This window comes from Solwaraspora sp. WMMA2065, assembly GCF_030345075.1.
Taxonomy (GTDB): Bacteria; Actinomycetota; Actinomycetes; order Mycobacteriales; family Micromonosporaceae; genus Micromonospora_E.
Genome location: NZ_CP128361.1, coordinates 5,186,420 through 5,209,188 on the forward strand (window position 1 = coordinate 5,186,420; position 22,769 = coordinate 5,209,188).

The window sequence follows — 22,769 nt, forward strand, 5'->3', positions numbered from 1 at the left end:
GCGATGACCACGGGCACCGGCCGCCGTCGGCTGGCGGTCGTCACCGCCGGAGTACGCCAGCCGTCGACCAGCCGGCTGCTCGCCGACCAGCTCGCCGCGGCGGTCCGCGACGAGCTGGCCGGCCTCGGCGGGCAGCTGGAGACGACGGTGATCGAGGTACGCGACCATGCCCACGAGGTGGTCGACAACACGCTGACCGGTTTCCCGGCACCGACGTTGAAGCAGGCGTTGGACGCGGTGGCGGCCGCCGACGGACTGGTCGCGGTCAGTCCGGTGTTCAACGCCGCGTACAGCGGGCTGTTCAAGGCCTTCTTCGACGTACTGCCGGAGGGTGCGCTGCTCGACAAGCCGGTCCTGATCGGTGCCACCGGCGGCACCGCCCGGCATTCGCTCACGTTGGAGCATGCCCTGCGGCCGATGTTCGCCTACCTGCGTGCGGTGGTGCTGCCGACCGCCGTCTTCGCCGGCCCCGAGGACTGGGCCGGGGAGAAGGTCGGCGACCAGGCCGCAGACGGCGGTGGCCAGGTCGGGGCGCTGCGCGGGCGGATCTCCCGGGCCGGTCGGGAGCTGGCCGCCGAGATGCACCGCCGGGAGCCGGTACGGGTGGCCGACCCGTTCGCGTTGACCACCGACTTCGAGCAGCTGCGGAGTAGTTCGAAGCGCGGGTGAAATCTCGGACGCAATCTGGTCCCGGTGGCGGAATCGGGGTGGCAGACCTCGTGGACTGTCGATAGAGTCCGGCTCCTGTCCCGTCCACAGGAGAATCATGATGCTGAACGCAGCCGGCTGGCGCCGGTTCGGAGCCGGCACCCTGCTCGCCGGTGCCCTCGTCGTTGCCGCGGCCGCTCCGGCCGCCGCCCAGAACCCGGGGCCGGACCTGTTCGTCTCGTTCGACCGGGAGCCGGTCGCCGAGGTGGACAACTCCGGCGTCACCCTCGGCATGTACGTCTACAACTACGGCGATGCGCCGGCGAGCGACGTGACCATCGTCGTCGACGCCACCGGCGTCGACGACGCGGTGCAGCTGGCCGCGGGCTACCACCCCGGCTGCGAGATCGCCGACCGGGTCGTCAGCTGCGCGTACGGTGCTCTCGCCGCCGGATTGACCGACCACATCTACCCGGTGCGGCTGGTCAGCCGGGCCGGTGCCACGCCGGGTGACGCCGGCACCATGACCGTCACCATCAGCTCGGCCGAGCAGGACGCCAACCCGGCCAACAACACCGAGACCATCCCGGTGACCGTACTGGCCTCCGGCCCCGACCTGGTCGCCATGGTCGACGACATCAACACCACGGCGGAACCGGTCGGGCCGGGCGACACCGCCCCGCTGTACGCCGCAGTGCTCAACGAGGGTGACAGCACCGCCGACAGCTACACGATCGGGCTGGACCTGCCGACCGGAGTCGGCTTCGTCGACCAGTACACCGACTGTGACTACACCTCCTACTGGCCGGACGACCAGCAGGTGGAGGGGTACGCGTACGGCCCGAGTCGGGTCAGCTGCGCACTGACCATCCCGCTGGCGCCGGGGGAGACCCTGTTCCTCGTCGACGAGCAGGGCGAGTCGCTGTTCGACCTGTACTTCGGCAACAACCTGGCCGGTCCGGGCGAGACGAGCGGGTCGTTCGAGGCGCGGCTGGTCGCTGAGGACCCGGCGCAGGCGCAGGCACGGGCGTCGACGGCCGGCGGGAAGTCGATCAACGAGGCGCTGGCGAAGGCCCAGGCGTCGGCCGGCCGCTCGGCGGCGTCGCTCCTCGAAAAGATCGACACCGAGGACAACGTCGACTACTTCGCCGTACACACCAAGCCGAACACGTTCGACATCGCGGTGACGGCCGAGCCGGTGACCGGCGAGCCGGGCGAGACCGTCGACCTGACCTTCACCGTCGTCAACAACGGGCCGTCCGACGGCGGCGGTCCGGGCGTGACCGTCACCGCGCCGTCGGGCACCGTCCTGCTGCCGTCCGACTGGTGCTACACCGAGGGTGAGCCGGGCACCCGGCTGCCCGAGTCACCGGCGCTGCGGTGCAACTTCGAGAGCCTCTTCCCGGCCACCGCGTCCGGCGGCGGGCAGATCACCCACACCCTCCAACTGAAGATCAAATCAGCGCCGGGTACGGACGGAACGATCGTCGCCGACAGTGGCGGGCCGTCGACCGAATCCGACCCGTCGAACAACACCGTCGCCATCGTCTTCACCGGTGCGGGCGACGACCCCGACGACGAGCCGGGTGGCGGCGGGGCCGGCGACGGCGACTACCTGCCGATCACCGGCGCGCCGGTCGGCACGGCCGCCGGTGTCGGCACGGTCGCGGTGGCGCTCGGCGTCGCACTGCTGCTGCTGACCGTACGGCGGCAGACGGGCTCGAGGCCGGGTCGTCCGCCAGCGGGAGCCGGCTCTCGCACCTGAGCACGATGCGTCACACCGGCTAGGCCGTCAACATGTAAATATGTCTAGCCTTTTTGGGACACTCCGGGTCGCCGCCACCAGCGTGACGTTGGTGGCGGCGATCGCCGTCGTGCCAGCGTCCGCCGCCGCGCGACCCAGCCCGTCAACCGGCCCGTCCGCCGGTGGACACGCGTCGGGCGGCTCGTCCGGCGGCGCTATCGACCGCGCCGAGCTGCAGTCCGTACTCGACGACGTGCCGGAAGCCGGCGTACCCGGCGTCCTGGCCGCCGTCCGCGACGGCCGACACGAGTGGCAGGCCGCCGCCGGCCACGCGTACGCCACCAAACCCCGCCCGATGCAGCCGTGGATGCGGCATCGGATCGGCAGCATCACCAAGACGTTCGTCGCCACCACGGTGCTCCAACTGGTCGACGAAGGCCGGCTCGGGCTCGACGACCCGATCGGGCAGTGGCTGCCCGAGACGGTGCCCGGCGAGGTCGGCGAGCAGGTCACGGTACGGATGCTGCTCAACCACACCAGCGGCATCGGCAACTACACGAATGCGATGCTCACCTCGTACGCCGCGATCGACCAGATGCAGGTCACCACGTACCCGCCGGCGGACCTGGTCGCGACGGGCCTGGCGATGCCGCGCACCAATCCGCCCGGCGCGATGTTCAGCTACTCCAACACCAACTACATCCTCGCCGGCCTGCTGATCGAGGCGGTCACCGGCAACGACCCCACCACCGAGGTGCAGCGGCGGATCCTGCGGCCGCTGCGGCTGACCGGCACCTACTTCCCCGGCGTCGACCCGACGATCCGCGGCCCGCACGGTGGCGCCTACTTCGCGTCGTACGGTGTGCGTGACCTCGGCGAGTTCAACATGAGCTGGGCGTGGACCGCCGGCGAGATGATCGCCACCACCGCCGACCTGAACACGTTCTACCGGGCGCTGCTCGGCGGTGAACTGCTCGACGCGGACACCCTCGACGAGATGCTCACCACGGTCCCGTTCGACCCGTCCGCACCGCAGTTCGGCGGCTACGGGCTCGGCATCTACTCGGCGCCGCTGCCGTGCGGCGAGTTCTGGGGACACGACGGTGCGGTGCTCGGTCACCTGACGATCTCGCTGCACAGCCGGGACGGTGCGCGCCAGCTCTCCACCGGCATCAACCTCAGTCACTACGACATCGGGTTCCCGGACGCGCACCCGGTCGACATCGCCTGGCAGACGCTGCTGCTGACCGCGCTCTGCCCGACCGACGCGTCGGCGAGCCGGTCCACCGGTGCGGCCCAGCTGCCGCCCAGCGTCACCCGGCTGCCCGGCAACGCGGGGCCGGTACCGGTCGGATAGCCGTACGGCGACCGCTGGCCGTGGTCCCGGTTGCGCCGTCCGGCGCGCCGGGACCACGCGGCGGCCCTGCGCCGCTTCCGCGCTCACTTGCTGACTTCAAGTCAGCGATGCGGCAGGAGGGTCAGTACCTGGGTGCGGTCGAGCAACGAGTCCTCGGCGGCGCCCGCGTTGAGCTGGTGGTAGCTGACGACCGGTTCGAGCCGGTCGAAGGCGCAGTGGCCCCTGCCCGGGTCACCCACCAGCACCTGCACGCCCCGGTCGGCGAGCCGGCCGAGGAACGGCAGCACCCGGGTGGCGAGTTCGGCGTTGTACAACGCGTCGCCGGCCAGCACCAGGTCCACCTCGGTCACGGTGCCGTCGAGCAGGTCGTCGACGGTGGTGGTGAGCCGGGCGTCGTTGACGACGGCGTTGAGCGCTATCGCGGTCGCGGCGTACGGATCGATGTCGTTGGCGGTGACCGTCGCCGCACCCGCCATTGCAGCCGCGATGGCGACCAGCCCGGAGCCGGAGGCGACATCGAGCACCCGCCGCCCGGCGACCAGGCCGGGGTTGTCCAGCAGGTAGCGGGCCAGTGCCTGACCGCCGGCCCACGCCGAGGCCCAGTACGGCGGCGGTAGCCGCCGGCCGGCGGCAGCCTCCAACCGGGCCCAGAGCAGCGTCGGATCGTCGGCGAGGAACAGCTGGATCTCCGCCGCGAGCGGCACCCTGGTCAGTCGGAGCTGGTCAGCTCCGCCGCTGTCGGTGCCGGCGGCGTCGTCGAAGAGTTGCCGTTGGAGGGGATCCGGTGCCAGCCCGCCCTGGGACGACGCCGTCAACGGTCGCGTCCCAAGGGACGGGGACAACCTCAGATCACCCGGATGTTGGCCGCCTGCAGGCCCTTCTGGCCCTGCTCGACGTCGAACTCCACCCGCTGGTTTTCTTCGAGGGTACGGAAACCGCTGGACGCGATCGCGGTGAAGTGGGCGAAGACGTCAGCTTCCCCGCTGTCCTGGGTGATGAAGCCGAAACCCTTGTCAGCGTTGAACCACTTCACGGTGCCGATTGCCATGTCTGCTCCTAGCCGGTGACGGGTCCGCGACATGCGGACCTCTGCTGCCGCACTCATCAATCTCCGTCCGGAGAGACCGGCAGAATCTGCCAATGCCCGGCTGCTGCCGGCTGCGATCAGGCAGGCGGCATGAAGAAATCAACTGCAACGCGGCAAACCTAGCATGTCGAGGGGTACGAGTGCCCCGCCCTCGCCGGTGCCGGCGGCGTACCGCCGGCACCGGCGCCCCCCCCGGGTCACTGTCAACCGGCGGCCGGAACCAGTCCGACGTGGGCGGCGACCCCGGCCGCGCTCGCCGGGAACCGCTCCAGCAGGTCGGCCACCGCCAGATCCCCGGCGGCCGGTGGCGCGGCGACTGCGCCGCCGACCGGGTCGGCGGCGCAGTCCAGCAGGTCCGCCACCGCCACGGCGGCCAACGGAAACTCGGCCAGCAGCTCCGGTGCCGGCCCGGACATCGCGTACCGGGCAGCCTCCGCCGCAGGCGCCGTCCCGCCGCCGGGCATCCCGGTCTGCGTGGCGGTTGGGGCGGCCGCGGCCCAGGGCGGGGTCCAGGAATCCAGCGCCGGCAGCGAGGCCGGGAAGGTTCGGCCGGCCTCTCGGACCAGGATCGGCACCAACTCGCCGGCCTGCTCGCGCAGCGTGGTGATCAGCATCGGCAGCCAGGGCAGCAGCACCGGGTCGGGCAGATGACCGAACGCCGCCGACAGCACCTCCACCACGAACGGTGTCAACGTCGGCACCGGCTCCAACGCCTGCACGAACCCGCTCAGGTAGTGCGGGAACGTCCCGACGGTGAGCGGGCTGGCCAGCAGATCGGCGCACCGCTCGCGCAGCTCGGCCAGTGGCAGCTGGCCGAGCTGGGACTGCGCCGCCCAGTGCAACGCGATCTTCGCCGGTACTTCCGGATGCGACTGGCGTACCGCCAGCTCCAGCTGGGTCCGGTCGCAGCCCAACGCCATGGCGACGCTCTCCATGGTCATCAGGAAGCCCAGCATTGCCGCCACCTGCCGCAGCCCGGTCTCGTCGTCGACGAACGCGGTCGGCAGCAGGGTGCAGTAATGGGCGTACCCGGTGCTGACGAAGTCCTGGCACCAGGCCGGCAGCTCCGGCTCACCGCTGGTGCGGTAGTACGCCAGCAGCTGCCGGATCCGCTGCAACACCTCCGGTGCCCCGTCGGCGGTGCGTTCGGCGGCGAGTAACTGCACGGCCCGGGCACCGAGCTCGTCGGTGAGCCGCCGGTTGCTCAGGAACAGCAGTGAGTCCTCGACCGCCGCGAGGGCGTGTGCCGCCGTGGCCTGCGGATCCCAGGCCGCGCGGCGCAGCCGCTGTTCGAGCACCTGCTCGATGGTCACGCCCTCGTAGCCGAGCTCGATGATCGACCGCTGGTGGCGACCGATCGCGACGTCCCAGCTCTCCTGGACCGACTTTTCGCCGAGCCGCCGCTCGCCCATGATCGGCCGGACCACCTCCGGTGGCAGCAGCCGTCGCAGCATCCACAGCAGATCGGAGCAGGGTCGCAGCTCCGGCTGCCCGTGCAGGTCCAGCAGTGCCCGCTGGACGGTACGCCGCTTCGGGTCCAACCCGATGGGTGCCAGCCGGTCGTAGACGTCCCGGGCCAGCGGCGGCATCGCGTCGTAGCCGACCCGACCGATCCGGTCACCGCCGAACATGATCTCGCAGAGCCGGCGGACGTCGCGCCGGCCCGGCACCACGTCCTTCTCGATGCAGGTGACCGCGGCGTCGGCGAAGTCGTACGGGGTGGGCCGGCGCCGGTTGCGCATCCCGGCCAGCAGCACCGCCGTCTCGAAGATGGCGATCGCGTCGGCGGTGCTGGCCAGGTAGCCGTTGCGCCGGGCCAGCCGGACGATGTCGACCGACCAGCCGCGCAACTCGGCCTCGTCGAGCTCGCCGGGCCGGCTCGGGGCGGCCAGGAAGCCGCTGAGCCGGTCGTCACCAGGGACCGCGGCCCCCGCCGTACCGCCGCCGTTGCCGGTCGCTGGCCGCGCCGCCTTCTTCGGCTTACGGGCCGAACTCTTGCGCCCGCCCTGCTGCCCGGCCAGCCGGTACGGGGTGACCCTGCTGCCGGTCAGCGCCTTCTGCCAGGTGCTGGCGGCGATCGACACCGTGCCGCCGGCCAGCCCGAACTGTGCCTCGATCGCCGAGTGGCTGGACGGGATCAGCCCGTACCGCCACTTGGTGCCGGTCGGCGCGGTGATCTCGAACGGCGCGGTCGACCGGACGCCGAACTGCTCGACCCGGCTGGCGGCGTGGAACGCGCCGCAGACGTACAGGCAGTCGGCCGGGTCGGCACCGTAGGCGGCAAGGTGGTCGCGTATCCGGGTCCACATGTAGCGTTCCCGGTCCTCGTCGCGGTCGAGTCGCGCCGCGTCGCTCGGCCGCAGCCGCCGGAACAGGCTGCCGATCATGACCATGACCTGCCGGTACGTGTCGTGGTCGGCGCCGATCAGCGGCTGCTCGACGTACTGGTCCCACCATTCCGACCAGTGCCGCACCTTGCCGTGGTGCAGCAGGTACGCCTCCAACTCGGCGAACCCGGGGCGCAGGTCGCCGATGCCGACACCGACGGCGTCGCCGTGCAGCGCCTTCTCGTCGTCCTCGCCGGTTGCCTGGCCCTGCTGCTGGCCCTGCCCGCTCTGCTGCGCCGGTTCGTCGTCGCCGTCCGCAGCGGCGGCCGGGTCCGTCCGGTCGTCGGACTGCCACTGGAAGACGTGGTCGGTGGAGCGGTCCACCAGCAGCAGCTCCACCCCCGGCGTCTCCAGCGCGTACGCGATCGCCTGGTACTCGGCGGACGCCTCGGTGATCGGCGCGATCACGCTCAACGGACCGGCCCCGGCGGGGAAGCCGTCCAGGTCGCTGGCGAAGGCCTGCAACGCCACCGGCAGCTCGCAGTTGCGCAGCTCGATCAGCAGCGGCTGCAGGTCCTCGCACAGCTCCACATAGATCACCTTGGGCTGTTTGTCGCGCAGCCGGCGGACCATCGCCAGCGCCGACGACGGGGAGTGATGGCAGACCGGAAAGATCTCCAGCTCCTCGCCGAGCGCGTGGTCGACGTCGTCGACCAGGCCGGCGAGGATGTCGGTCAGCGCGTCGGGCGAGTCGGCGAACGCCGTCGCGGCGTCCGCCAACTGCTCCCGCAGTGCCCCGAACCGGCTGTCCGACGGCGCACCCGTGATCGGCGCACCCGTGATCGGCGCACCCGTGATCGGCGCACCCGTGACGGGCTCGCTCATGACGGGCTCGCTCATGACAGGGTCGCGATGCTCTGCCGGCCGCCTTCGAGGAAGGCCGGCCACTCGCCACCGTCGGCCTTGCTGCGCGGCTCGATCACCCCGTGCCAGAACTTGTTCAGGATCGCCAGGTCCTCCGGGCTGCGCCGGGCCAGCGAACCGACCATCGAGCTGGCCAGGGTCTCGGCGCGCAGCGTCCGGTCACCGAAGAACTGACTGTGCAGGATCGCGTCCTCCAGCACACCGATCTGCTCGGCGGTGGACAGCGCAGACTCCAGCTTCTCGTCGTCGCTGGTCGCCGAAGCGGCGGCCTTGCGCAGGTCGGCGAAGCTCTGCAACAGCACGTCCAGCAGGGTGGGTGGCACCTCCAGCTCGATCTGGTGGCGACGCAGCAGCTCGGTGGTGCGGAACCGGACGATCTCCGCTTCGCTGCGCCGGTTGGTGATCACCGGGATCCGGACGAAGTTGAACCGCCGCTTGAGCGCCGACGACAGGTCGTTGACGCCCCGGTCGCGGCTGTTCGCGGTGGCGATGATGGAGAACCCGGGCTGGGCGAAGACGATGTTGTCCGAGTCCAGCTCCGGGATGGAGACGTACTTCTCGGACAGGATCGAGATCAGTGCGTCCTGCACGTCGCTGGTGGAGCGGGTCAGCTCCTCGAACCGGCCGATGACGCCCTGCTCCATCGCGGTCATGATCGGCGACGGGATCATCGACTGCCGGGACTGGCCCTTGGCGATGACCATCGACACGTTCCACGAGTACTTGATGTGGTCCTCGGTGGTGCCGGCGGTGCCCTGCACCACCAGGGTCGAGTTGCGGCAGATCGCGGCCGCGAGCAGTTCGGCCAGCCAGCTCTTGCCCGTGCCCGGGTCGCCGATCAGCAGCAGCCCCCGGTCGGAGGCGAGGGTGACGATGCTGCGTTCGACGAAGCTGCGGTCACCGAACCACTTCTGCGGGACCTCGCGGTCGAGGCCGTCGGCGCGTTCCGAGCCGAGGATGAACAGACGCACCATCTTGGGGCTCAGCCGCCACGAGTACGGCTTCGGGCTGTCGTCGATCGATTCGAGCCAGTCGAGCTCCTCGGCGTACTTGATTTCGGCGGGGGCGCGCAGCATCTCTGCGGTCATGGTGCGGTTTCTCCTAGATTGAGGCTCGGGGGATCGGTACGGCGAGTCGAAAGGGTGAGCGGGCGAAGAGTCAGGTCAGGTGAGGAAGTTCTTGAGCTCGACGACGAGCTTGCGGACGTGCCCGGACAGCACCGGGGTGCCCTGGTCCTTGAGCCGCTTCCGGAACCACGGGTTGACGCTCTGCTGGCCGCCGCTGGAGACCGAGCCGACCGGGATCAGCCTGGCTCCGCTGCGGTGCACCGCCTGCAGCCCGTCGAAGACCTCCTGCGACTTCCACTCGTAGAAGTCGGAGATCCACACCAGCACGGTGTTGCGCGGGTCGGCGATCTTCGGCCGGGCCAGCTCCAACGCGGCCATGCCGTTGGTGCCGCCGCCCAGCTGGGTGCGCAGCAGCACCTCGAACGGGTCGTGCACCCACGGCGTCAGGTCCAGCGCCCGGGTGTCGTACGCGACCAGGTGCACGTCGACCTTGGGCAGTCCGGCGAAGATCGAGGCCAGGATGGTGCAGTTGACCATCGCGTCGACCATCGAGCCGGACTGGTCGACGACGACGATCATGCGGGCCGGGGTGGTCCGCTTCGCGGTCTGCTTGTAGTAGAGCCGGTCGACGTAGAGCCGCTCGTCGGCCGGACTCCAGTTCGGCAGGTTCTTCCAGATGGTGCGGTTCAGGTCGAGGTTGCGGAACACCCGCTTCGGCGGGACCGACCGGTCGATGGTGCCGACGCTGGTCTGCTGCACCTGGGTCTTGAGCACCTCGGCGACCTCGTCGACGAACCGCCGGATCAGCGCCTTGGCGTTGGCCAGCGCCACCCCGGACAGGTTCGACTTGTCCCGTAGCAGCTGCTCGATCAGCGACATGCTCGGGGTGAGCTGGCTGGCCAGCGCCGGATCGGCCAGCACTTCGCGCAGCCGCATCCGCCGTACCAGGTCGGCTTCGATGGTGCCGAGCACCCCGTCGCGGCGCCCCGGTGTGGCCCCGCAGGCCTGCTGGTACCAGCCGGCGTCGGCCTGCCAGCCGGCCAGCTGACCGGCCGACACGTCACCGCTGCCGGTGGCGAAGACGTTGAGTAGCAGCTTCGACGCCAGCGCGGCGCGGCGTACCTCGTCGGCCCCGACCTGCACCGACGACTCGCCGGCGGCCTGGTCGTCCTCCGAGCCGCACGCAGCCGGCTGCTCGCCGATGCTCTCGTCCTCAGCCTGCGGCACGAGCAGGCCGGGCAGCTCGTCGGCCAGCTCGGGGAAACGCTGCACGACGGTGTCGATGGAGACCGACGGGTCGAGCAGCGCGGCCGGCAGCCCCAGCTCGTCGACCACCGCCATGCTGGTGCGTTCCAGCGCGGCCTGCTCCTGCCCGTCGAACAGCCGGGCCAGCAGCCGCCAGTAGAGCACCTGGCGCCGGTTCTCGTGATAGTTGATCATCGAATCGGTCATTTCCGCAGCAACCGTCCCGCCCGCTCCCGGAGCATCGCGATACTGTCGCCGGAGCGGGCCACCGCCTTGGCGATCTTGGCGTCGGTCGGCCCCTGCGCCCAGTCGCCGGTGTGCAGGTCGACCTGCTTGCGCTTCACCGTCGTCTGCATGCCGATCGGCTGCACCGACCAGCCGGGGCCGGCCGCCGCGTCACCGTCCCAGCGCAGCAGCCCGATGCAGGCCGACGACTTGGCCAGCAGCTCGGCGGTGATCGGCCCGCAGCCGGGCAGCCGGTCGACGTCGACAGCGACCCGGGTGCCGTCGACCTCGAAGCCGAGCCCGGCGTCGTCGGTGACCACCGTGTAGCCCTCCAGCAGCACCGGCTCGGCGATGGCGACCGGGTGCCGGTCCAGCGGCGGTACGGCCGGGGCGACCGCCTCGCCGAGCTGCACCCGGGCGACGGCGAACGGGTCGGTCGGCTCGCCGGGGCGGGCCTGGTCGTCGCGCCAGAGCAGGTCGCCGCCGGGCAGCAGCGGCAGGTCGGTGACGTCGAGGCTGAGCCGGCCGGCCAGGGCGGCCAGCAGCACCGGATGCTCCGCGAGCAGCTGCCACACCACCGGACCGACGATCGTGTCGACCTTCGCGGCGGACACGCTGACCCGGACCAGCCGGGACCGGTCGGCGTCGCCACCCCCGCCGCCGGCTTCCAGCACCGCGTGCACCTGCAGCTGTACGGCGGTCGCGTGCTCCTGCACGTCGGCACCGACGATCAGCAGCCGGCCGGAGACCGTCTCCGGGGTCACCGGCCCGCCCTGCGGGCTGGTCAACAGCATCGCGCGGGTCCACAGGTCGGCCCAGCGACGGGCCGGGATCCGCTCCATGGTGGCCACCGGGCTGGAGTAGCGCAGCTCGTCGGCGAGCCCGTCGAGCAGCACCGCGATCCGGCGTCGGGCCGGGTCGGCGAGCAGCGCGGTCAGCGCCTGCTGGCTGGCCGACACCAGATCGTGGTCGACGTTGCGCCAGCCGGCCAGCGCCAGCTCGGCCAGCCAGGAACGGGCCGCCAGCAACCGTCCGTCGGCCGGGGCGGCGGCCGTGTTCGGTGCGGTCCACTGCGCCCGGTCGCGGCCGAGCGTGCCGTCGAGCCGGTCCCGCAGCGCGTCGTGCACCGCGCCCACCACGGCCGTACGGGCGGCGGCCAGCAGCAGCAACTGTTCCTCGCCGACCGAGCCGGCGGTCACCTTGTCGACGGCTTCGACCGCCGCCGCGCCGAGCGGGGTGGCCGAGACCGCGCCGGCCAGGTCGGCCAGGGCCGCCGTACCGTGCGGGTCGAGTCGGCCGAAGCCGCCGGTCATCGCCTGGTCGAACCGGTCGACCACGTCGAGCGCTTCAGCGACCCCGGCCGGTACGCCGTCGCGCAGGTCGTCGAGCTGTGCCCCGCGCATCAGCGGGCCCCCGCCCCGGCCGGGAACCAGCTCAGCTCGGGCAGCGGCTCGACCGCCCCCGGCAGATCCAGGTAGGACAGGTGGTGCAGGAACCGGCTGAACACGGCCGCCGCCGGCGACGCGCCGGCGAGGGTGGTCCGGCCGATCGCCCAGAAGATCTCGTTGCCGCTGGTCACCTCGTCCTGGGTCTCCAGCCGCAGGAAGCGGGCGACCCGGTCGCCGCCGTACTGCACGATGGCCTCGTCGGCGAGCGCGGTCAGGTGGTTGCACGCGTAGTCGCCGCCGCGCAGCCCGCCGCACGGCCGGTTGTTGTTGGTGCTGCAGCTGACCTCGTAGCTGCCGGCGGCGACCGACGACACGTACACCCGCCCGATGTCGGAGCCGCTGGAGACGACGCCCTGCAGGCGTCCGTCCGCCATCTCGACGAAGGGGACCTTCGCCAGCTTGCGGGGTCGTGCGGTGGGCACCACCCGTACCATGCTTCGCCGCTGCCAGGCGGCGTCGTCCGCGTCCACTGGGTTGCCCTCCAGGAGTGTCGACCGCAGCCGTCGTCAGCCGTCATCTCAGACGGCGGGCTGCGGACCGGTGATCCGTACCCGAGAAGTTGTATCGCCCCGGTGCGACAAACCGGGGTGGCGGGCGGTGACCGGCCCGGATCGTGGTCGGCGACCAGCTGATACGCTAAACTTCCCTGCCGTACATCGAATAGATGCTGATGGGGAAGAATGGCGAAGTCGTGGCTCTCGGTGGAAGAAGTCGCAGAGCAGCTTGACCTGCACGTGCGTACGGTGCGTAGTTACATCCGGGACGGACGGCTGCCGGCCGTACGGATCGGCAAGCAGTACCGGATCGCACCGGCCGACCTTGACGCGTTCACCGGCCGTCCGGCCGGGTCCGCAGGCTCCGCCGAGCCGGCCGACCCGGTGGTCGAGGTCTCCGCGGTGGTCGACGTCGACGGGTTGACGTCCACCGACGCCGACCGGTTGAGCACCCTGCTGGTCGCCGGGGCGCAGGGCGGCAGCCGGGCATCGGCCGCGCCTCCGCTGCGGCTGCAGACCGGGTACGACCCGGCGCGAGACCGGCTGAAGATCGTCGTCTTCGGTGGCCCGGACGCGGTCGCGGAGATCCTGTCCACGATCGACGCGGTGACGCGGGCGGGCAGTGGAATGTTCCGAACGGACAGCGGGGAGAGGGCGGGAGACGATGGCTGACGAGATCGTCGAACTGGCCGGCGTGCCGGTGCTGGTCTGCGCCGCCGACGGGCCGACAATCGCCAGCGAGCAGGATGCGCTGGACGTGATCGGCCAGACGTTCGCCGGTGCCGAGATCGTGGCGGTCCCGGTCGCGCGGCTGGACGAACGCTTCTTCGCGCTGCGCAGCGGGCTGGCCGGCGGCATCATGCAGAAGTTCGTCAACTACCGGCTGCGGCTGGTCGTGGTCGGCGACATCACCGGCCACACCGCCGGCAGTACGGCGCTGCGTGACCTGGCCGTCGAGTCGAACCGGGGCAACCAGGTCTGGTTCGTCGACGACCTTGACACCCTCGCCGCCCGCCTCAGCTGAGCCGGGTGCCTCAGCTGAGCCGGGCGATCGGATGCGCCTGGTCTGACACATCCCCAGCGTGTCAGGTCGACCAGCCGCTGTGGATCATCAGCAAGCGAGTGCGGCGACTACATGTACTGAGCGGCGGTCTGCTCGCCTTCCTGGTAGCGCTTCCTCGTATCAGTTACGAAGGAGGCAACCGCCCGGATGAGGTCCCTCAACTCTTGGTCTCGCCGCAACTTCGCTATCTGCCTACTGGCTATCTGGCCTGTTCTGTGGATCGCGATACGCGCTACGAGGCCCGACAAAGACCAGGTTGCCGGTTGTCGATAGACCGGTTCGCCGAGGTGGGTACGGGCAAGCGCACCAGCCGGGTTCGGGCCAGGTCCGGAGTCTGGCCGCCCACCTGCCGGAGGTGCAGGTCGGTGGCGTTGCGTGACGGGTGTTGCCGAGCCAACTGTTGCCTCGGCTTCCCCTCATGCCGATGTGCGGAACCTCTGTCCGTCAAGTCTCGGTATGCCATCGAGTGGAGGGCTCAGGAACGTTATTCGCGCGAATTACGTGCCTGAGCCCTCCACTCGACGCAACGGCAGCAGCGGCCCGGCGTCCGCACGTGCCGATCAACACACCGATCACCCAGAGTCACCAGCCCGCAGTCAGGTTCCGATAGAGCCGTATGCCCATGTCGCGCATGACCTTCTCGCGTACGCCGGCAACTCGCCGCCCGGCCCGACTCCGCGTACCTCCCGTTCGACCTGGTGGTACGCGACGACGCGTCTCCCCGCGATGTGCTGCGAACAGTCACCGGCGCAGGACGATTGTTGTGCGCCATGCTGGCCGCATCCGACCCGTCGGTACGGGGCTGGCACTGGGGACCGACCGACGCAAGCGGCTTCGCGGCACTGGGCGTGAACGAGACGCTGGTGCACACCTACGACATCGCCGAAGGGCTCGGCATCCACTGGCATCCGCCGAGATCACTTTGCAGCGCCGTGCTGACCCGGATCTTTCCTCACGCCCCAGCCGGCGATCCGGTCCAGGTGCTCCTGTGGTCCACCGGGCGCACTGACCTCCCCGGCCGTCCTCGACCCACCTCCTGGGTCTTGGAAGCAGCGATCGAGTAGTCCACTTGTCGCACATCGTCACTCATACCGCATCCTGGAGCCGGGTCACCTACACCGTTACTCATCGTGCGTAGCGGATGTCGCGGGCTTCGACGTGTACCGTCCAGTCACAGGCGGCCTGGCGTGCCCATGTGTCCGCGTCGTTCTTGCAGCGACCGCCCCTGGTCGTCGCCTCCATCAGGGTCCTCGATGAACAGATCAGGCCAGGCTGACGAGACCTCGGACGCCGACCGGCCAGGATGCGATGGGGACCGGTGAGTGGGGTCTGAGAGTATGTTCGCCTCGTGGAAGTCTCTGGGGACTTTGCGAGGCTCGTCGAGGACCAAGCTTCGTCCGCCCGTCCCGCTGCCGCGATGGCGCGGGAGCTCGGACTGCTCGGTGTCTACGGCACTCTGGGGATCTCCTTCCTCATGTCGGAGTCGGGCGAGGTGCTCATCGATGAAGACGACGGTAGCTTGCGCCCCGCCGATGCCAACGAGCACGAGTTCGCCCATGTCCAGGCAGCGCGCCGCTATCCGGAGTTGAGACATCTCATGCCGGACCGGCCGCCCTCCGCTTCGACCTGCCAGCTGTGTGCAGGATCCGGCGAGGCTGTCTTCGGAGATGGGCGAAACCGGATCTGTTGCCCTGACTGCAACACCCGTGGATGGATTTCTGGGCTACCGGGGGCCTGCTGGGCTGCTGAGGACTCGTAGCTCGTCCAGGAAGGCTAGCGCCTCAGGGTGCTTCGGGTACTGCTCCTGCAACAGTTGCCCTAGCTCTCGGGAGCACATGAGGAGTGACGGTAGGGACCTGCGGTCGCCCGACAGCGCTTGTCGGCCGTAGGCCACTGCCTCCTGAATTTCCCCTCTCCGCGCCGCTACCACGCCTAGCGTCAAACGAGCCTCGGCGTTCCTCATGGGCTTCCGTTCGGTGCCGTCTGGGTCGGTGGAAGACCGTATGACTTCATGAGCGTAAATCTCGGCGAGCTGATCTTCTCTGGCCAACCGGTAGCAGTCCATCGCGTAAAAGTCGAACTTCGACGGGTCAACCACAAAATGGTGGTCGGTATCCTCTGGGTAGGGCAGTGACTCTAGGAGTGACCGGCCCCGATCAAGTGCCGTCTCTACTTTTCTGCGGTCTCCGATACGTGCCCATGCCTTGGCCTGCTGCGCTGCTAGTTGCACAGCAACGCTTTGACCGGGGACCTTTGTCACCCCTATATCAGCGGCGGCTATCGTTCCCCGGTAGTCACCCTGTGTTAGCGCGTACCATGCGCGCATCTCGTGCGCCCACCCGACAACTGCAGCGTCGCCCGCCTCCTCGCCGAGGGCCAGCGCCGCCTTACGGGTGCTTTCCGCTTCCCGCCGTAGCCCTAGGTCGTATTCGACACACCCGACGAGCAAGGCAACCAGACCAGCAAGCGATAGAACCTCTTTGTGCTGCGCGAGCGTTAAACGGCGATCCATGAGACTCATGAGGCGTCGAAGCCACGCCTTTCCCTCGACATAGAGCTGATACGGGGGAGCGTAGGGGTACTCACAGCAGAGTCGATCGGCCGCAATGCGAAGTGCGTCAAGCATAGCTGCCGAGACATCCGAGGCGCGAATGCGAGAGAGAATCTCCAGGGTTTCCAGGCCACTGTCTGCCAGCAGGTCCGCTTCGATATTTGCCCCACCCTGGCGAGGGAAGAACGCTGCCGTGACGGTACCGTAGGTCTTGGCAATCAGCGTCTTGTAAAAGACGTCGGGCTCGGAGCTACCAGCTTCCCACCGCTTCCAGTTGCGCAACAGGGCGATGTCGGAGGGCAGTGGTTCGGATGCGTGCGCCCTGAGCGCCCGTACCGCGTCACTCTGGGACCACCCCCGGGCAGTTCGCTCCGAGCGAAGCCGTTGCGCCCACGCCGGCCGGGAGTCTTCCTCAAGCTCATCCCTCATGGCTTCGAGTATCCACCACCCAGGGGTGATATGGCAGGGGACTCTGCCCTGTCACCGCCGTGACACCTGCCGCCTATCAAGATCGAGTGGGATCGTTGCTCTATGGACATCTGATGGTCAACCAGAAGGCGCGGAAGATCTGGCTTGGTGCCAGGTGAGTTGGTGCTAAACACGGCGGCGGCCAATTGGCCGCCCCAGCCAATGGGAAGGGTTGATCATGGTGGCGCTTGGTGCCCTGGTTTCCGGAATCCTGCTCGGGTTCTTCGTGGGGTTGTTCAGTTTCAAGGTCAAGTCGCGGTGGTGTCCCGACTGCGGTCGGACGACGGTGCCGGCGGCTGATCGGTAGCGTGCCGGACGACCGGTCCCCGGCCGATCCCCGCCCCGGTGACGAGTTGATCATCGATGGTCGGGCGAGTGTGCAGTTCGCGGCCGGGCGGGGTTTCCGGTTCCGGGTGACGACAGTAGACAAAAAGCTGACGTACGACGGCTGGGTCTGGCTCACCGGCTACGTGTTGGCAGCCGACGGCGAGGCCCGTGAACGGCGGGAAATCTTCGTCCAGCGTGACGGTCTCCGCTGGGCGCCCCGCCCGCGCCGGCACCGCTGACCAGCGCGGCGGCACCACTGCGACGCGAACCGTGTGCTCTCCATCCGTACCCCTTGAAGGTTTTCGACTGTGTGAAAGGTGGTTCCTGCTGTGCGTAGGTTCTTTGACCTGTTCCGCCGGGTTCCGGTGCGGAGTCGGCGTAACCGGCGGTTGCTCGCCGAGATCGCCCGCCACAATCGGCGGCCGACCGACGTCGCGGCCGGGCCGCGTCCGTCGGTGCGGTCCGCCCCGAACGCTGCCGGTCACTTGTACGGGCGGGCGGTGCGGCCGTCGATCAGCCCCGGCCTGGTCCGCGACCGCGCGTTCGGCGACCGTGTCCGGCGTGGTTGCGACCCGGTCGAGGTGCGGGCGTTTCTGCACCTGGTCGCCGACGAGTTGACCGCGCTGCGCGCCGAACTTGGCTCCACCCGGGAGGAGAACGCCCGGCTCAAGCAGGCGTTGCGGGACTGGCAGTCGGAGCAGTTCGAGCGGTCGCACCGGTTCGGGGCGGGGGTGGCGGCGTGAACGGCGTCAACAAGGTGCCGCCCGGCTCGCTGCACATCGTCGGCGTCGGCGCGGACCGGCGGCGGGCGCAACGCGTGTTCACCGTCGCGAACCTCGACACCGGGCAGGTGGCCTCGACCAGTCTCGTCCCGGGCTCGTTTACCCCGTTGCCGACTCCGGGTGGGACGTGGTGGTTGCCGTACGCGCCGATCGTCGCCGACCTCGCCGCCCGTGCCGGGGTGGCCGCCGCGACGTTGCGTGACCCGGACTTCCCCGACGAACCGGGCCGGCTGCCGTCGTCCGGGTTGACGCTGCCCCGGCAGTGGCAGCCCACCGTTCCGCAGTCCGACCGGCTGCGGTGGGAGGCTGCGGCGCTCACCAACCGGCTGGTGTCGCCGTGGCTGGTGCTGATCGGCCGCAGCGTCGAGCCGCCGCCACCGGGCGACCCGGCCCGGCTGCTCGGCCGGTTGTGTGCGCTCGCCGACCAGTTGCACGTCGACCTGGTCCTCGAAGTCCGGCCCAGCTCCATCGGGCGTGGGCTGAGCTGGGACGTCCGGTTCGAGCATGCCGGCGGTGCGGTGCCCGACTACCAGCACCGGTGGATCGCGGACCTGCCGACCGCGCTCGCCACCATCCCCGCCGAACGGGCGGTGACCGGCTTGACCGTCGCGAACCCGCTGCTGCCCGCCCACTACCTCACCGAGGCTGCCCTCACCGGGCGTGCGGTGCCGGTCGGGTTGGACGGTCACCCCGGCGGCCACGACCTCGACCAGGTCGAACGCCGCATGATCAGTGATGCCGAGCAGCACGGCGGGGCGCAGGCCATCTGGCGTAACCGGCACTGGTGGCACACCAGCCTGCGACCCGCCGACACCGCCGGCAGATTCGTGCGCGGCTGGGAACCGCCGGCACCGAAACACTGGGGCGAGGCGATCCCCGCCCACCCCTGCGGCCGGTGCGCCGACCGGCCCGACCCGCCGTACTGCCTGGACTGCTACGGCACCCGCCAGGTGCGGCGCGGCGCGGTGCTCACCGTCACCGACCTGCGTGGCCGGACCGTGCACCGCAACTGGCGACCCGACAGCGAACCGACCGGCGACCCGGAAGCCGCCGTCGGCCCGCAACCGCCCACGCTGGTGCCCGCCGACCGGCTGTCCGGCTCCACCGTGTGGCAGCTCGACGAGCACTACCAGATCGGGGCGCTCGCCGCCGGCTTCGGCGTTCAGCCGACCGACCTGACCGACATCGACGGCGAACACGTCATCGACCAGCACCTGCGCAACGGTGTCAGCCAGGTCCCCCACGGCGGCGGCGACCCGCTCGGCGCGTACCTCGGTGAAGTCGGCGCCACCTACGACGGCGCCCGGATCATGGTCCTGGCCACCGGTTGGCCCGGCCCCACCCTCGACGAACTCGCCGCCCTGGTTCGCGGCCTCGGCCTCGCCCTGGACATCACCACCGTCGACCACCGCAACACCATCGGCCGACCCGAACTGTCCCAGGGCCACAGCTGGTCGGTCCGGGTCGTCGACCCGGCCACACGCTTGGCCGTCGACCCCGTGCCCACCAGCGCCGCCCTGCCCGAAGCCGTCGCGCTGTGCTACCGCTACCTGCACGGCGCACTGCGCGCCACCATCCCCACCGACCCGGAAACGCCGATCCCCGTGCCGCAACAGACCGCAGCGGCCGGCACCCCCACCGACACCACAACCTGCATCACGCAGATACGCCGCCACGCCGCCACCCGGCCCGGCCAGCCCGTCGCCGTCCGACTCCACCCCGACGGCACCCACACCCGCACCACAGACCACCCGAGGAAAAGTTGATCGCAGCAATAGTTCGTCGGCGGCGTGGTCGAAGGTCGGCTCAGAGCACCGTCGCGCCGACGAACTGCCCGATGGCGAAGGTGACGGCCATGGCCAGGGCACCACCGGCAACGAGTCTGACCACCGCCCGCCCCGCGTTGGCAGAGCCCAGTCTCGCGCTCACCGCACCCGTCACCGCGAGTGTGAGCAGCACGACGGCGAACGTCACGGCCACCCGCGCGTCGGGTGGTGGCAGCAGGATCGCGATCAGCGGCAGCAGTGACCCGAGGGTGAAAGCGACCGCCGAGGCGGCGGCTGCGTGCCAGGGGTTGGCCAGCGAATCCGGGTCGATCCGCAACTCGACGTCAGCGTGCGCGGCGAAGGCGTCCTTCGCCGTCAGTTCCTCCGCTACCATCCGGGCGGTTCCGACGGTCAGACCCTTCGCGACGTAGAGCGCGGTCAGCTCGTCCAACTCCTGCTCGGGGAACCGTTCGAGCTCGGTGCGCTCCTTCGCCAGCAGCGCCCGTTCGCTGTCACGCTGGCTGCTCACCGACACGTACTCACCCAGGGCCATGGAGACGGCGCCCGCCGCCACCCCCGCGACGCCCGCTGTCAGGACGGGGCCGGTGGCGATGGTCGCGCCGGCCACCCCCACGACGAGACCGGCCGTCGACACGATGCCGTCGTTGGCACCGAGCACCCCGGCCCGTAACCAGTTCAACCGGGTGGAGATCCCGTTGCCGTGCGGTTCACCCACGTGAATCGCGCTGGGCCGGCCGGCTCCCGTACCTTCGGCTTTCATTCAGATCACCTGCCTCCGCCACCGTACGGCGGGCGTCCTGGCACGGCAACGAAGCTTAGCCTGTCCTGTCGCAGGTGGACGCGTGGTGCACAGGGTTCCTGTTGTTACCACAGTGGCACGGGCGACCGCCTGCGGACATGGGCACCGAGTTAGCTCGTCCGAGCACCGGGTACGCGGCAGACCATGCGGCGAATCTGGAGTGGGCTGCTGGCCGGTGCCGCCGGCACCAGCGCCCTCAACATGGTCACCTACCTCGACATGGCCGGCCGGGCCCGGCCGGCGAGCAGCACCCCGCAGCGCAGCGTCGGTCGGCTCGCCGAGACACTGCACGTCGACCTCGGCGACGACGAGACCGCCAGCAACCGCCGGGACGGGCTCGGGCCGCTGCTCGGCTACGCGACCGGCCTCGGCGCCGGCGCGCTGTACGCCGTGGCCGGCCCCCGCCGGGCACCGGTCTGGGCGGCAACCGGGCTGCTCGCCATGCTGGCGATGGCCGGCTCGGACGCGCCGATGACCCTGCTCAAGGTCACCGACCCGCGGCAGTGGAGCGCTGCCGACTGGGCGTCGGACATCGTGCCGCACCTGGCGTACGGCCTGGTCGCCGCCGCCGTGCTGCACCGCCTCCGGGCCCGCGACTGACCTGCCCGGCCACCCGGATCCGCCCGGCCACCCCTGAACTTCCCGGTCAGAACGTCAGCCCGTGGCCGTACCGGAACAACGGGTCCGGGTCGTCGAACGGGGCGTCCGGCTGCCCGGCGAGCACGGCCCGTTGACTGGCCGGCAGATCGACGGGTAGCCGGCCGGTCGGTGCCGGCTCCCCGGCGAGTACGTCGACCAGCGCGGTGTCCTCGACGCCGAAGCTGACCAGCAGCGTGCCGACCCGGTCGGCGAGCGGGGTGAGCACCGCCGGCCGGTCCAGGTAGACGTCCACGACGGTCGGCACCGCTGCCGCGACCGCCAGCACCCGGTCCAGCGCACCCGCCGGGAACTCCAACGGTCCGGCGTGGAAGTACGCCTCCACCGGTCCGGGCCGCCGCTCGTACGGTGCGGCCAGCCGCAGCACCGCCACGTCCGCCTGACCCGGCTCCGACACCACCGTCCACCTGCCCCGCAGCGCGGCACGCAGCGGGCCCTCGGCGTACACCCGCAGGCCGGGGGCGAGTGGCAGCCGGGCCGGGCTGTCCGGCGGAGCCTGACGCAGCAGCGTCACGCAGGCCCGTTGGGCGGCCAGCCCGGCGGCACGGGCCGGCGGGCCACCGACCACCTGCGCGGCGTGCTCCGGGTCGACGTAGCGGTGCTCGAACAGGCCGAGCCGCAGCTTGTCGTGCAGGACGCGACGGGCCGACTCGTCGATCCGGTCCTCGGTGACCTGGCCGCTGCGGACCAGGTCGACCACCAGGTCCGGGCGGGCCTCGCCGCCGAACTGGTCCACCCCGGCGTGCAGCGCGGCACGCAGCCGCTGCGCCGGTTCGAGGTGTTCGACGCCCCAGGCCCGGGCCGGCCGGTCCTCGCCCCGGAAGCAGGCGTCGGTCAGCACCCCCCAGTCGGCGCAGATCACCCCGGTGAAACCCAACTGCTGGCGGAGCAGCCCGGTCACCACCTCGTGGTTGAAGGCGAACGCCACCGGCGGCAGCTCGGTGCCGACCGGCAGCCCGTAGCCGAGCATCACCTGCGCGGCGCCGGCCCGGACGGCCGCCACGAACGGCGCCAGGTGGGCGGCGAGGCGGCCACCCGGGTAGGCCTGCTCGGCGCCGTACCGGAAATGGGGGTCCTCGCCGGTGCGCACCGGGCCGCCGCCGGGGAAGTGCTTGACCAGCGCGGCGACGCTGTCCGGTCCGAACGTCGGACCCTGCAACCCGGACAGGTACGCCACCGTCAGCCGGCTGACCAGCTCCGGGTCCTCGCCGAAGGTGCCCAGCACCCGTGGCCAGCGCGGGTCCGTGGCGACGTCCGCCTGCGGGTGCAGCGCGGCCCGGATGCCGACCGCCAGGTACTCCCGCCGTACGGTGTCGGCGTGCCTTCGCACCAGCTCCGGGTCGCCGGTGGCGGCCAGCCCCAGCGGTTCCGGCCAGGTGGAGAAGGCTCCGGCCAGCGCCGCCGTGTTGGGGTTGGCGGACCGGGCGTGCCGGGGATCGGTGGAGACCGTCACCGGTACGCCGAGCCGGGTCGACGCGGCCAGGTCCTGCAGCTGGTTGTGCCAGCGGGCAAGGTCGGCCGGTGCCGCAGTGCCGACCAGGTTGACGTGGCTGATCCGGTGGTGCAGCACGAGGTCCTCGGCGGCGAGCAGGCCGGCGTCCGGGTCGGCCGGCGCGAGGGTGCCGCCCGGACCGATGCCGATCATCGGGTGGAACAGCAGGCCGGCTTTTTCCGCCAGGGTCATCCGGCCCAACAGGTCGTCCGCCTGCTGCTGCGATGGCCGTGATCGGGTGACGGTCGGCTGCTGGGTGGTCACCGGCCGACGGTAA

At 70.6% G+C, this 22,769-nt stretch carries 20 protein-coding genes; 10 read left to right on the forward strand and 10 right to left on the reverse strand.

Translation table 11 applies throughout. The annotated features are described in order from the left end of the window. Positions 1–3 precede the first annotated feature (3 nt). The 3 genes from O7610_RS23615 (at position 4) to O7610_RS23625 (ending at position 3,749) form a co-directional block, all read left to right on the forward strand. Positions 4–669 (forward strand): FMN reductase, encoded by a 666-nt coding sequence (locus O7610_RS23615; RefSeq protein ID WP_289211875.1) that lies wholly within the window; start codon positions 4–6, stop codon positions 667–669. A 97-nt stretch (positions 670–766) separates the two neighbouring features. Further along, on the forward strand, positions 767–2,413 hold the full coding sequence (locus O7610_RS23620) for a peptidase (protein ID WP_289211876.1): 1,647 nt from the start codon (positions 767–769) through the stop codon (positions 2,411–2,413). Between the two features lie 40 nt (positions 2,414–2,453). Continuing rightward, positions 2,454–3,749: a serine hydrolase domain-containing protein gene (locus O7610_RS23625; protein ID WP_502959045.1), complete on the forward strand. Its 1,296-nt coding sequence runs from the start codon at positions 2,454–2,456 to the stop codon at positions 3,747–3,749. Positions 3,750–3,850: 101 nt separating this feature from the next. Here O7610_RS23625 and O7610_RS23630 read toward each other — a convergent pair whose 3' ends face one another. From O7610_RS23630 to O7610_RS23660, 7 genes are all read right to left on the reverse strand, one after another. Beyond that, positions 3,851–4,540 carry a class I SAM-dependent methyltransferase gene (locus O7610_RS23630; RefSeq protein WP_353850393.1) on the reverse strand — a complete coding sequence of 230 codons (690 nt, stop codon included), beginning with the start codon at positions 4,538–4,540 and terminating at the stop codon, positions 3,851–3,853. Between the two features lie 53 nt (positions 4,541–4,593). Next, positions 4,594–4,797, reverse strand: a complete 204-nt coding sequence (locus O7610_RS23635) for a cold-shock protein (protein ID WP_123604240.1) — start codon at positions 4,795–4,797, stop codon at positions 4,594–4,596. 242 nt (positions 4,798–5,039) lie between these two features. After that, entirely contained in the window at positions 5,040–8,048 is a 3,009-nt protein-coding gene (locus tag O7610_RS23640; RefSeq protein WP_289211878.1) for a DUF5682 family protein, read from the reverse strand. Between the two features lie 11 nt (positions 8,049–8,059). Next, positions 8,060–9,175, reverse strand: a complete 1,116-nt coding sequence (locus O7610_RS23645) for an ATP-binding protein (protein WP_281552650.1) — start codon at positions 9,173–9,175, stop codon at positions 8,060–8,062. Positions 9,176–9,250: 75 nt separating this feature from the next. Then, positions 9,251–10,606, reverse strand: coding sequence for a vWA domain-containing protein (locus O7610_RS23650; RefSeq protein ID WP_289211879.1), 1,356 nt, complete (start codon positions 10,604–10,606; stop codon positions 9,251–9,253). Continuing rightward, positions 10,603–12,027: a hypothetical protein gene (locus O7610_RS23655; protein WP_289211880.1), complete on the reverse strand. Its 1,425-nt coding sequence runs from the start codon at positions 12,025–12,027 to the stop codon at positions 10,603–10,605. Before O7610_RS23655 ends, O7610_RS23650 begins: the two co-directional genes overlap by 4 nt. Further along, positions 12,027–12,506 (reverse strand): hypothetical protein, encoded by a 480-nt coding sequence (locus O7610_RS23660; RefSeq protein ID WP_289213673.1) that lies wholly within the window; start codon positions 12,504–12,506, stop codon positions 12,027–12,029. Before O7610_RS23660 ends, O7610_RS23655 begins: the two co-directional genes overlap by 1 nt. Positions 12,507–12,773: 267 nt before the next feature. Here O7610_RS23660 and O7610_RS23665 point away from each other — a divergent pair, with 267 nt between their 5' ends. The 3 genes from O7610_RS23665 (at position 12,774) to O7610_RS23675 (ending at position 14,693) form a co-directional block, all read left to right on the forward strand. Then, entirely contained in the window at positions 12,774–13,238 is a 465-nt protein-coding gene (locus tag O7610_RS23665; protein ID WP_289211881.1) for a helix-turn-helix domain-containing protein, read from the forward strand. Then, positions 13,231–13,590 (forward strand): DUF4180 domain-containing protein, encoded by a 360-nt coding sequence (locus tag O7610_RS23670; RefSeq protein ID WP_289211882.1) that lies wholly within the window; start codon positions 13,231–13,233, stop codon positions 13,588–13,590. The genes O7610_RS23665 and O7610_RS23670 overlap by 8 nt, the downstream gene beginning before the upstream one ends. A 737-nt stretch (positions 13,591–14,327) precedes the next feature. Continuing rightward, a complete protein-coding gene (locus O7610_RS23675) occupies positions 14,328–14,693 on the forward strand; it encodes a hypothetical protein (protein ID WP_281552655.1) in 366 nt (121 codons plus the stop codon). 659 nt (positions 14,694–15,352) lie between these two features. Here O7610_RS23675 and O7610_RS23680 read toward each other — a convergent pair. Further along, a complete protein-coding gene (locus O7610_RS23680; RefSeq protein WP_289211883.1) occupies positions 15,353–16,609 on the reverse strand; it encodes an NsdA family TPR-like regulatory protein in 1,257 nt (418 codons plus the stop codon). A 347-nt stretch (positions 16,610–16,956) separates the two neighbouring features. Between O7610_RS23680 and O7610_RS23685 the strand changes: the two genes are divergently transcribed. The 3 genes from O7610_RS23685 to O7610_RS23695 all read left to right on the forward strand — a co-directional run bounded on the left by O7610_RS23685 (position 16,957) and on the right by O7610_RS23695 (position 19,523). After that, the gene (locus O7610_RS23685; protein ID WP_281552657.1) at positions 16,957–17,214 is read left to right on the forward strand and encodes a hypothetical protein; all 258 of its coding nucleotides are present in this window, start codon (positions 16,957–16,959) and stop codon (positions 17,212–17,214) included. 90 nt (positions 17,215–17,304) lie between these two features. Then, on the forward strand, positions 17,305–17,718 hold the full coding sequence (locus O7610_RS23690; protein ID WP_475048932.1) for a DivIVA domain-containing protein: 414 nt from the start codon (positions 17,305–17,307) through the stop codon (positions 17,716–17,718). Then, on the forward strand, positions 17,715–19,523 hold the full coding sequence (locus O7610_RS23695) for a hypothetical protein (RefSeq protein WP_289211884.1): 1,809 nt from the start codon (positions 17,715–17,717) through the stop codon (positions 19,521–19,523). Before O7610_RS23690 ends, O7610_RS23695 begins: the two co-directional genes overlap by 4 nt. A gap of 40 nt (positions 19,524–19,563) precedes the next feature. On the opposite strand, the gene O7610_RS23700 is transcribed toward O7610_RS23695, so the two are convergent. Continuing rightward, positions 19,564–20,259 (reverse strand): VIT1/CCC1 transporter family protein, encoded by a 696-nt coding sequence (locus tag O7610_RS23700; protein ID WP_289211885.1) that lies wholly within the window; start codon positions 20,257–20,259, stop codon positions 19,564–19,566. A 228-nt stretch (positions 20,260–20,487) separates the two neighbouring features. On the opposite strand from O7610_RS23700, the gene O7610_RS23705 reads away from it, so the two are divergent. After that, a complete protein-coding gene (locus O7610_RS23705) occupies positions 20,488–20,943 on the forward strand; it encodes a hypothetical protein (protein WP_281552660.1) in 456 nt (151 codons plus the stop codon). A gap of 46 nt (positions 20,944–20,989) precedes the next feature. On the opposite strand, the gene O7610_RS23710 is transcribed toward O7610_RS23705, so the two are convergent. Further along, the gene (locus tag O7610_RS23710) at positions 20,990–22,756 is read right to left on the reverse strand and encodes a glycoside hydrolase family 3 protein (RefSeq protein ID WP_289211886.1); all 1,767 of its coding nucleotides are present in this window, start codon (positions 22,754–22,756) and stop codon (positions 20,990–20,992) included. Between the last annotated feature and the right edge of the window lie 13 nt (positions 22,757–22,769).

Coding starts and splice junctions, on each gene's coding strand:
- O7610_RS23615 (WP_289211875.1), top strand. CDS start 4: ATGACCACGGGCACCGGCCGCCGTCGGCTGGCGGTCGTCACCGCCGGA.
- O7610_RS23620 (WP_289211876.1), top strand. CDS start 767: ATGATGCTGAACGCAGCCGGCTGGCGCCGGTTCGGAGCCGGCACCCTG.
- O7610_RS23625 (WP_502959045.1), top strand. CDS start 2,454: ATGTCTAGCCTTTTTGGGACACTCCGGGTCGCCGCCACCAGCGTGACG.
- O7610_RS23635 (WP_123604240.1), bottom strand. CDS start 4,797: ATGGCAATCGGCACCGTGAAGTGGTTCAACGCTGACAAGGGTTTCGGC.
- O7610_RS23640 (WP_289211878.1), bottom strand. CDS start 8,048: ATGAGCGAGCCCGTCACGGGTGCGCCGATCACGGGTGCGCCGATCACG.
- O7610_RS23645 (WP_281552650.1), bottom strand. CDS start 9,175: ATGACCGCAGAGATGCTGCGCGCCCCCGCCGAAATCAAGTACGCCGAG.
- O7610_RS23650 (WP_289211879.1), bottom strand. CDS start 10,606: ATGACCGATTCGATGATCAACTATCACGAGAACCGGCGCCAGGTGCTC.
- O7610_RS23655 (WP_289211880.1), bottom strand. CDS start 12,027: ATGCGCGGGGCACAGCTCGACGACCTGCGCGACGGCGTACCGGCCGGG.
- O7610_RS23660 (WP_289213673.1), bottom strand. CDS start 12,506: ATGGTACGGGTGGTGCCCACCGCACGACCCCGCAAGCTGGCGAAGGTC.
- O7610_RS23670 (WP_289211882.1), top strand. CDS start 13,231: ATGGCTGACGAGATCGTCGAACTGGCCGGCGTGCCGGTGCTGGTCTGC.
- O7610_RS23680 (WP_289211883.1), bottom strand. CDS start 16,609: ATGAGGGATGAGCTTGAGGAAGACTCCCGGCCGGCGTGGGCGCAACGG.
- O7610_RS23705 (WP_281552660.1), top strand. CDS start 20,488: ATGCGGCGAATCTGGAGTGGGCTGCTGGCCGGTGCCGCCGGCACCAGC.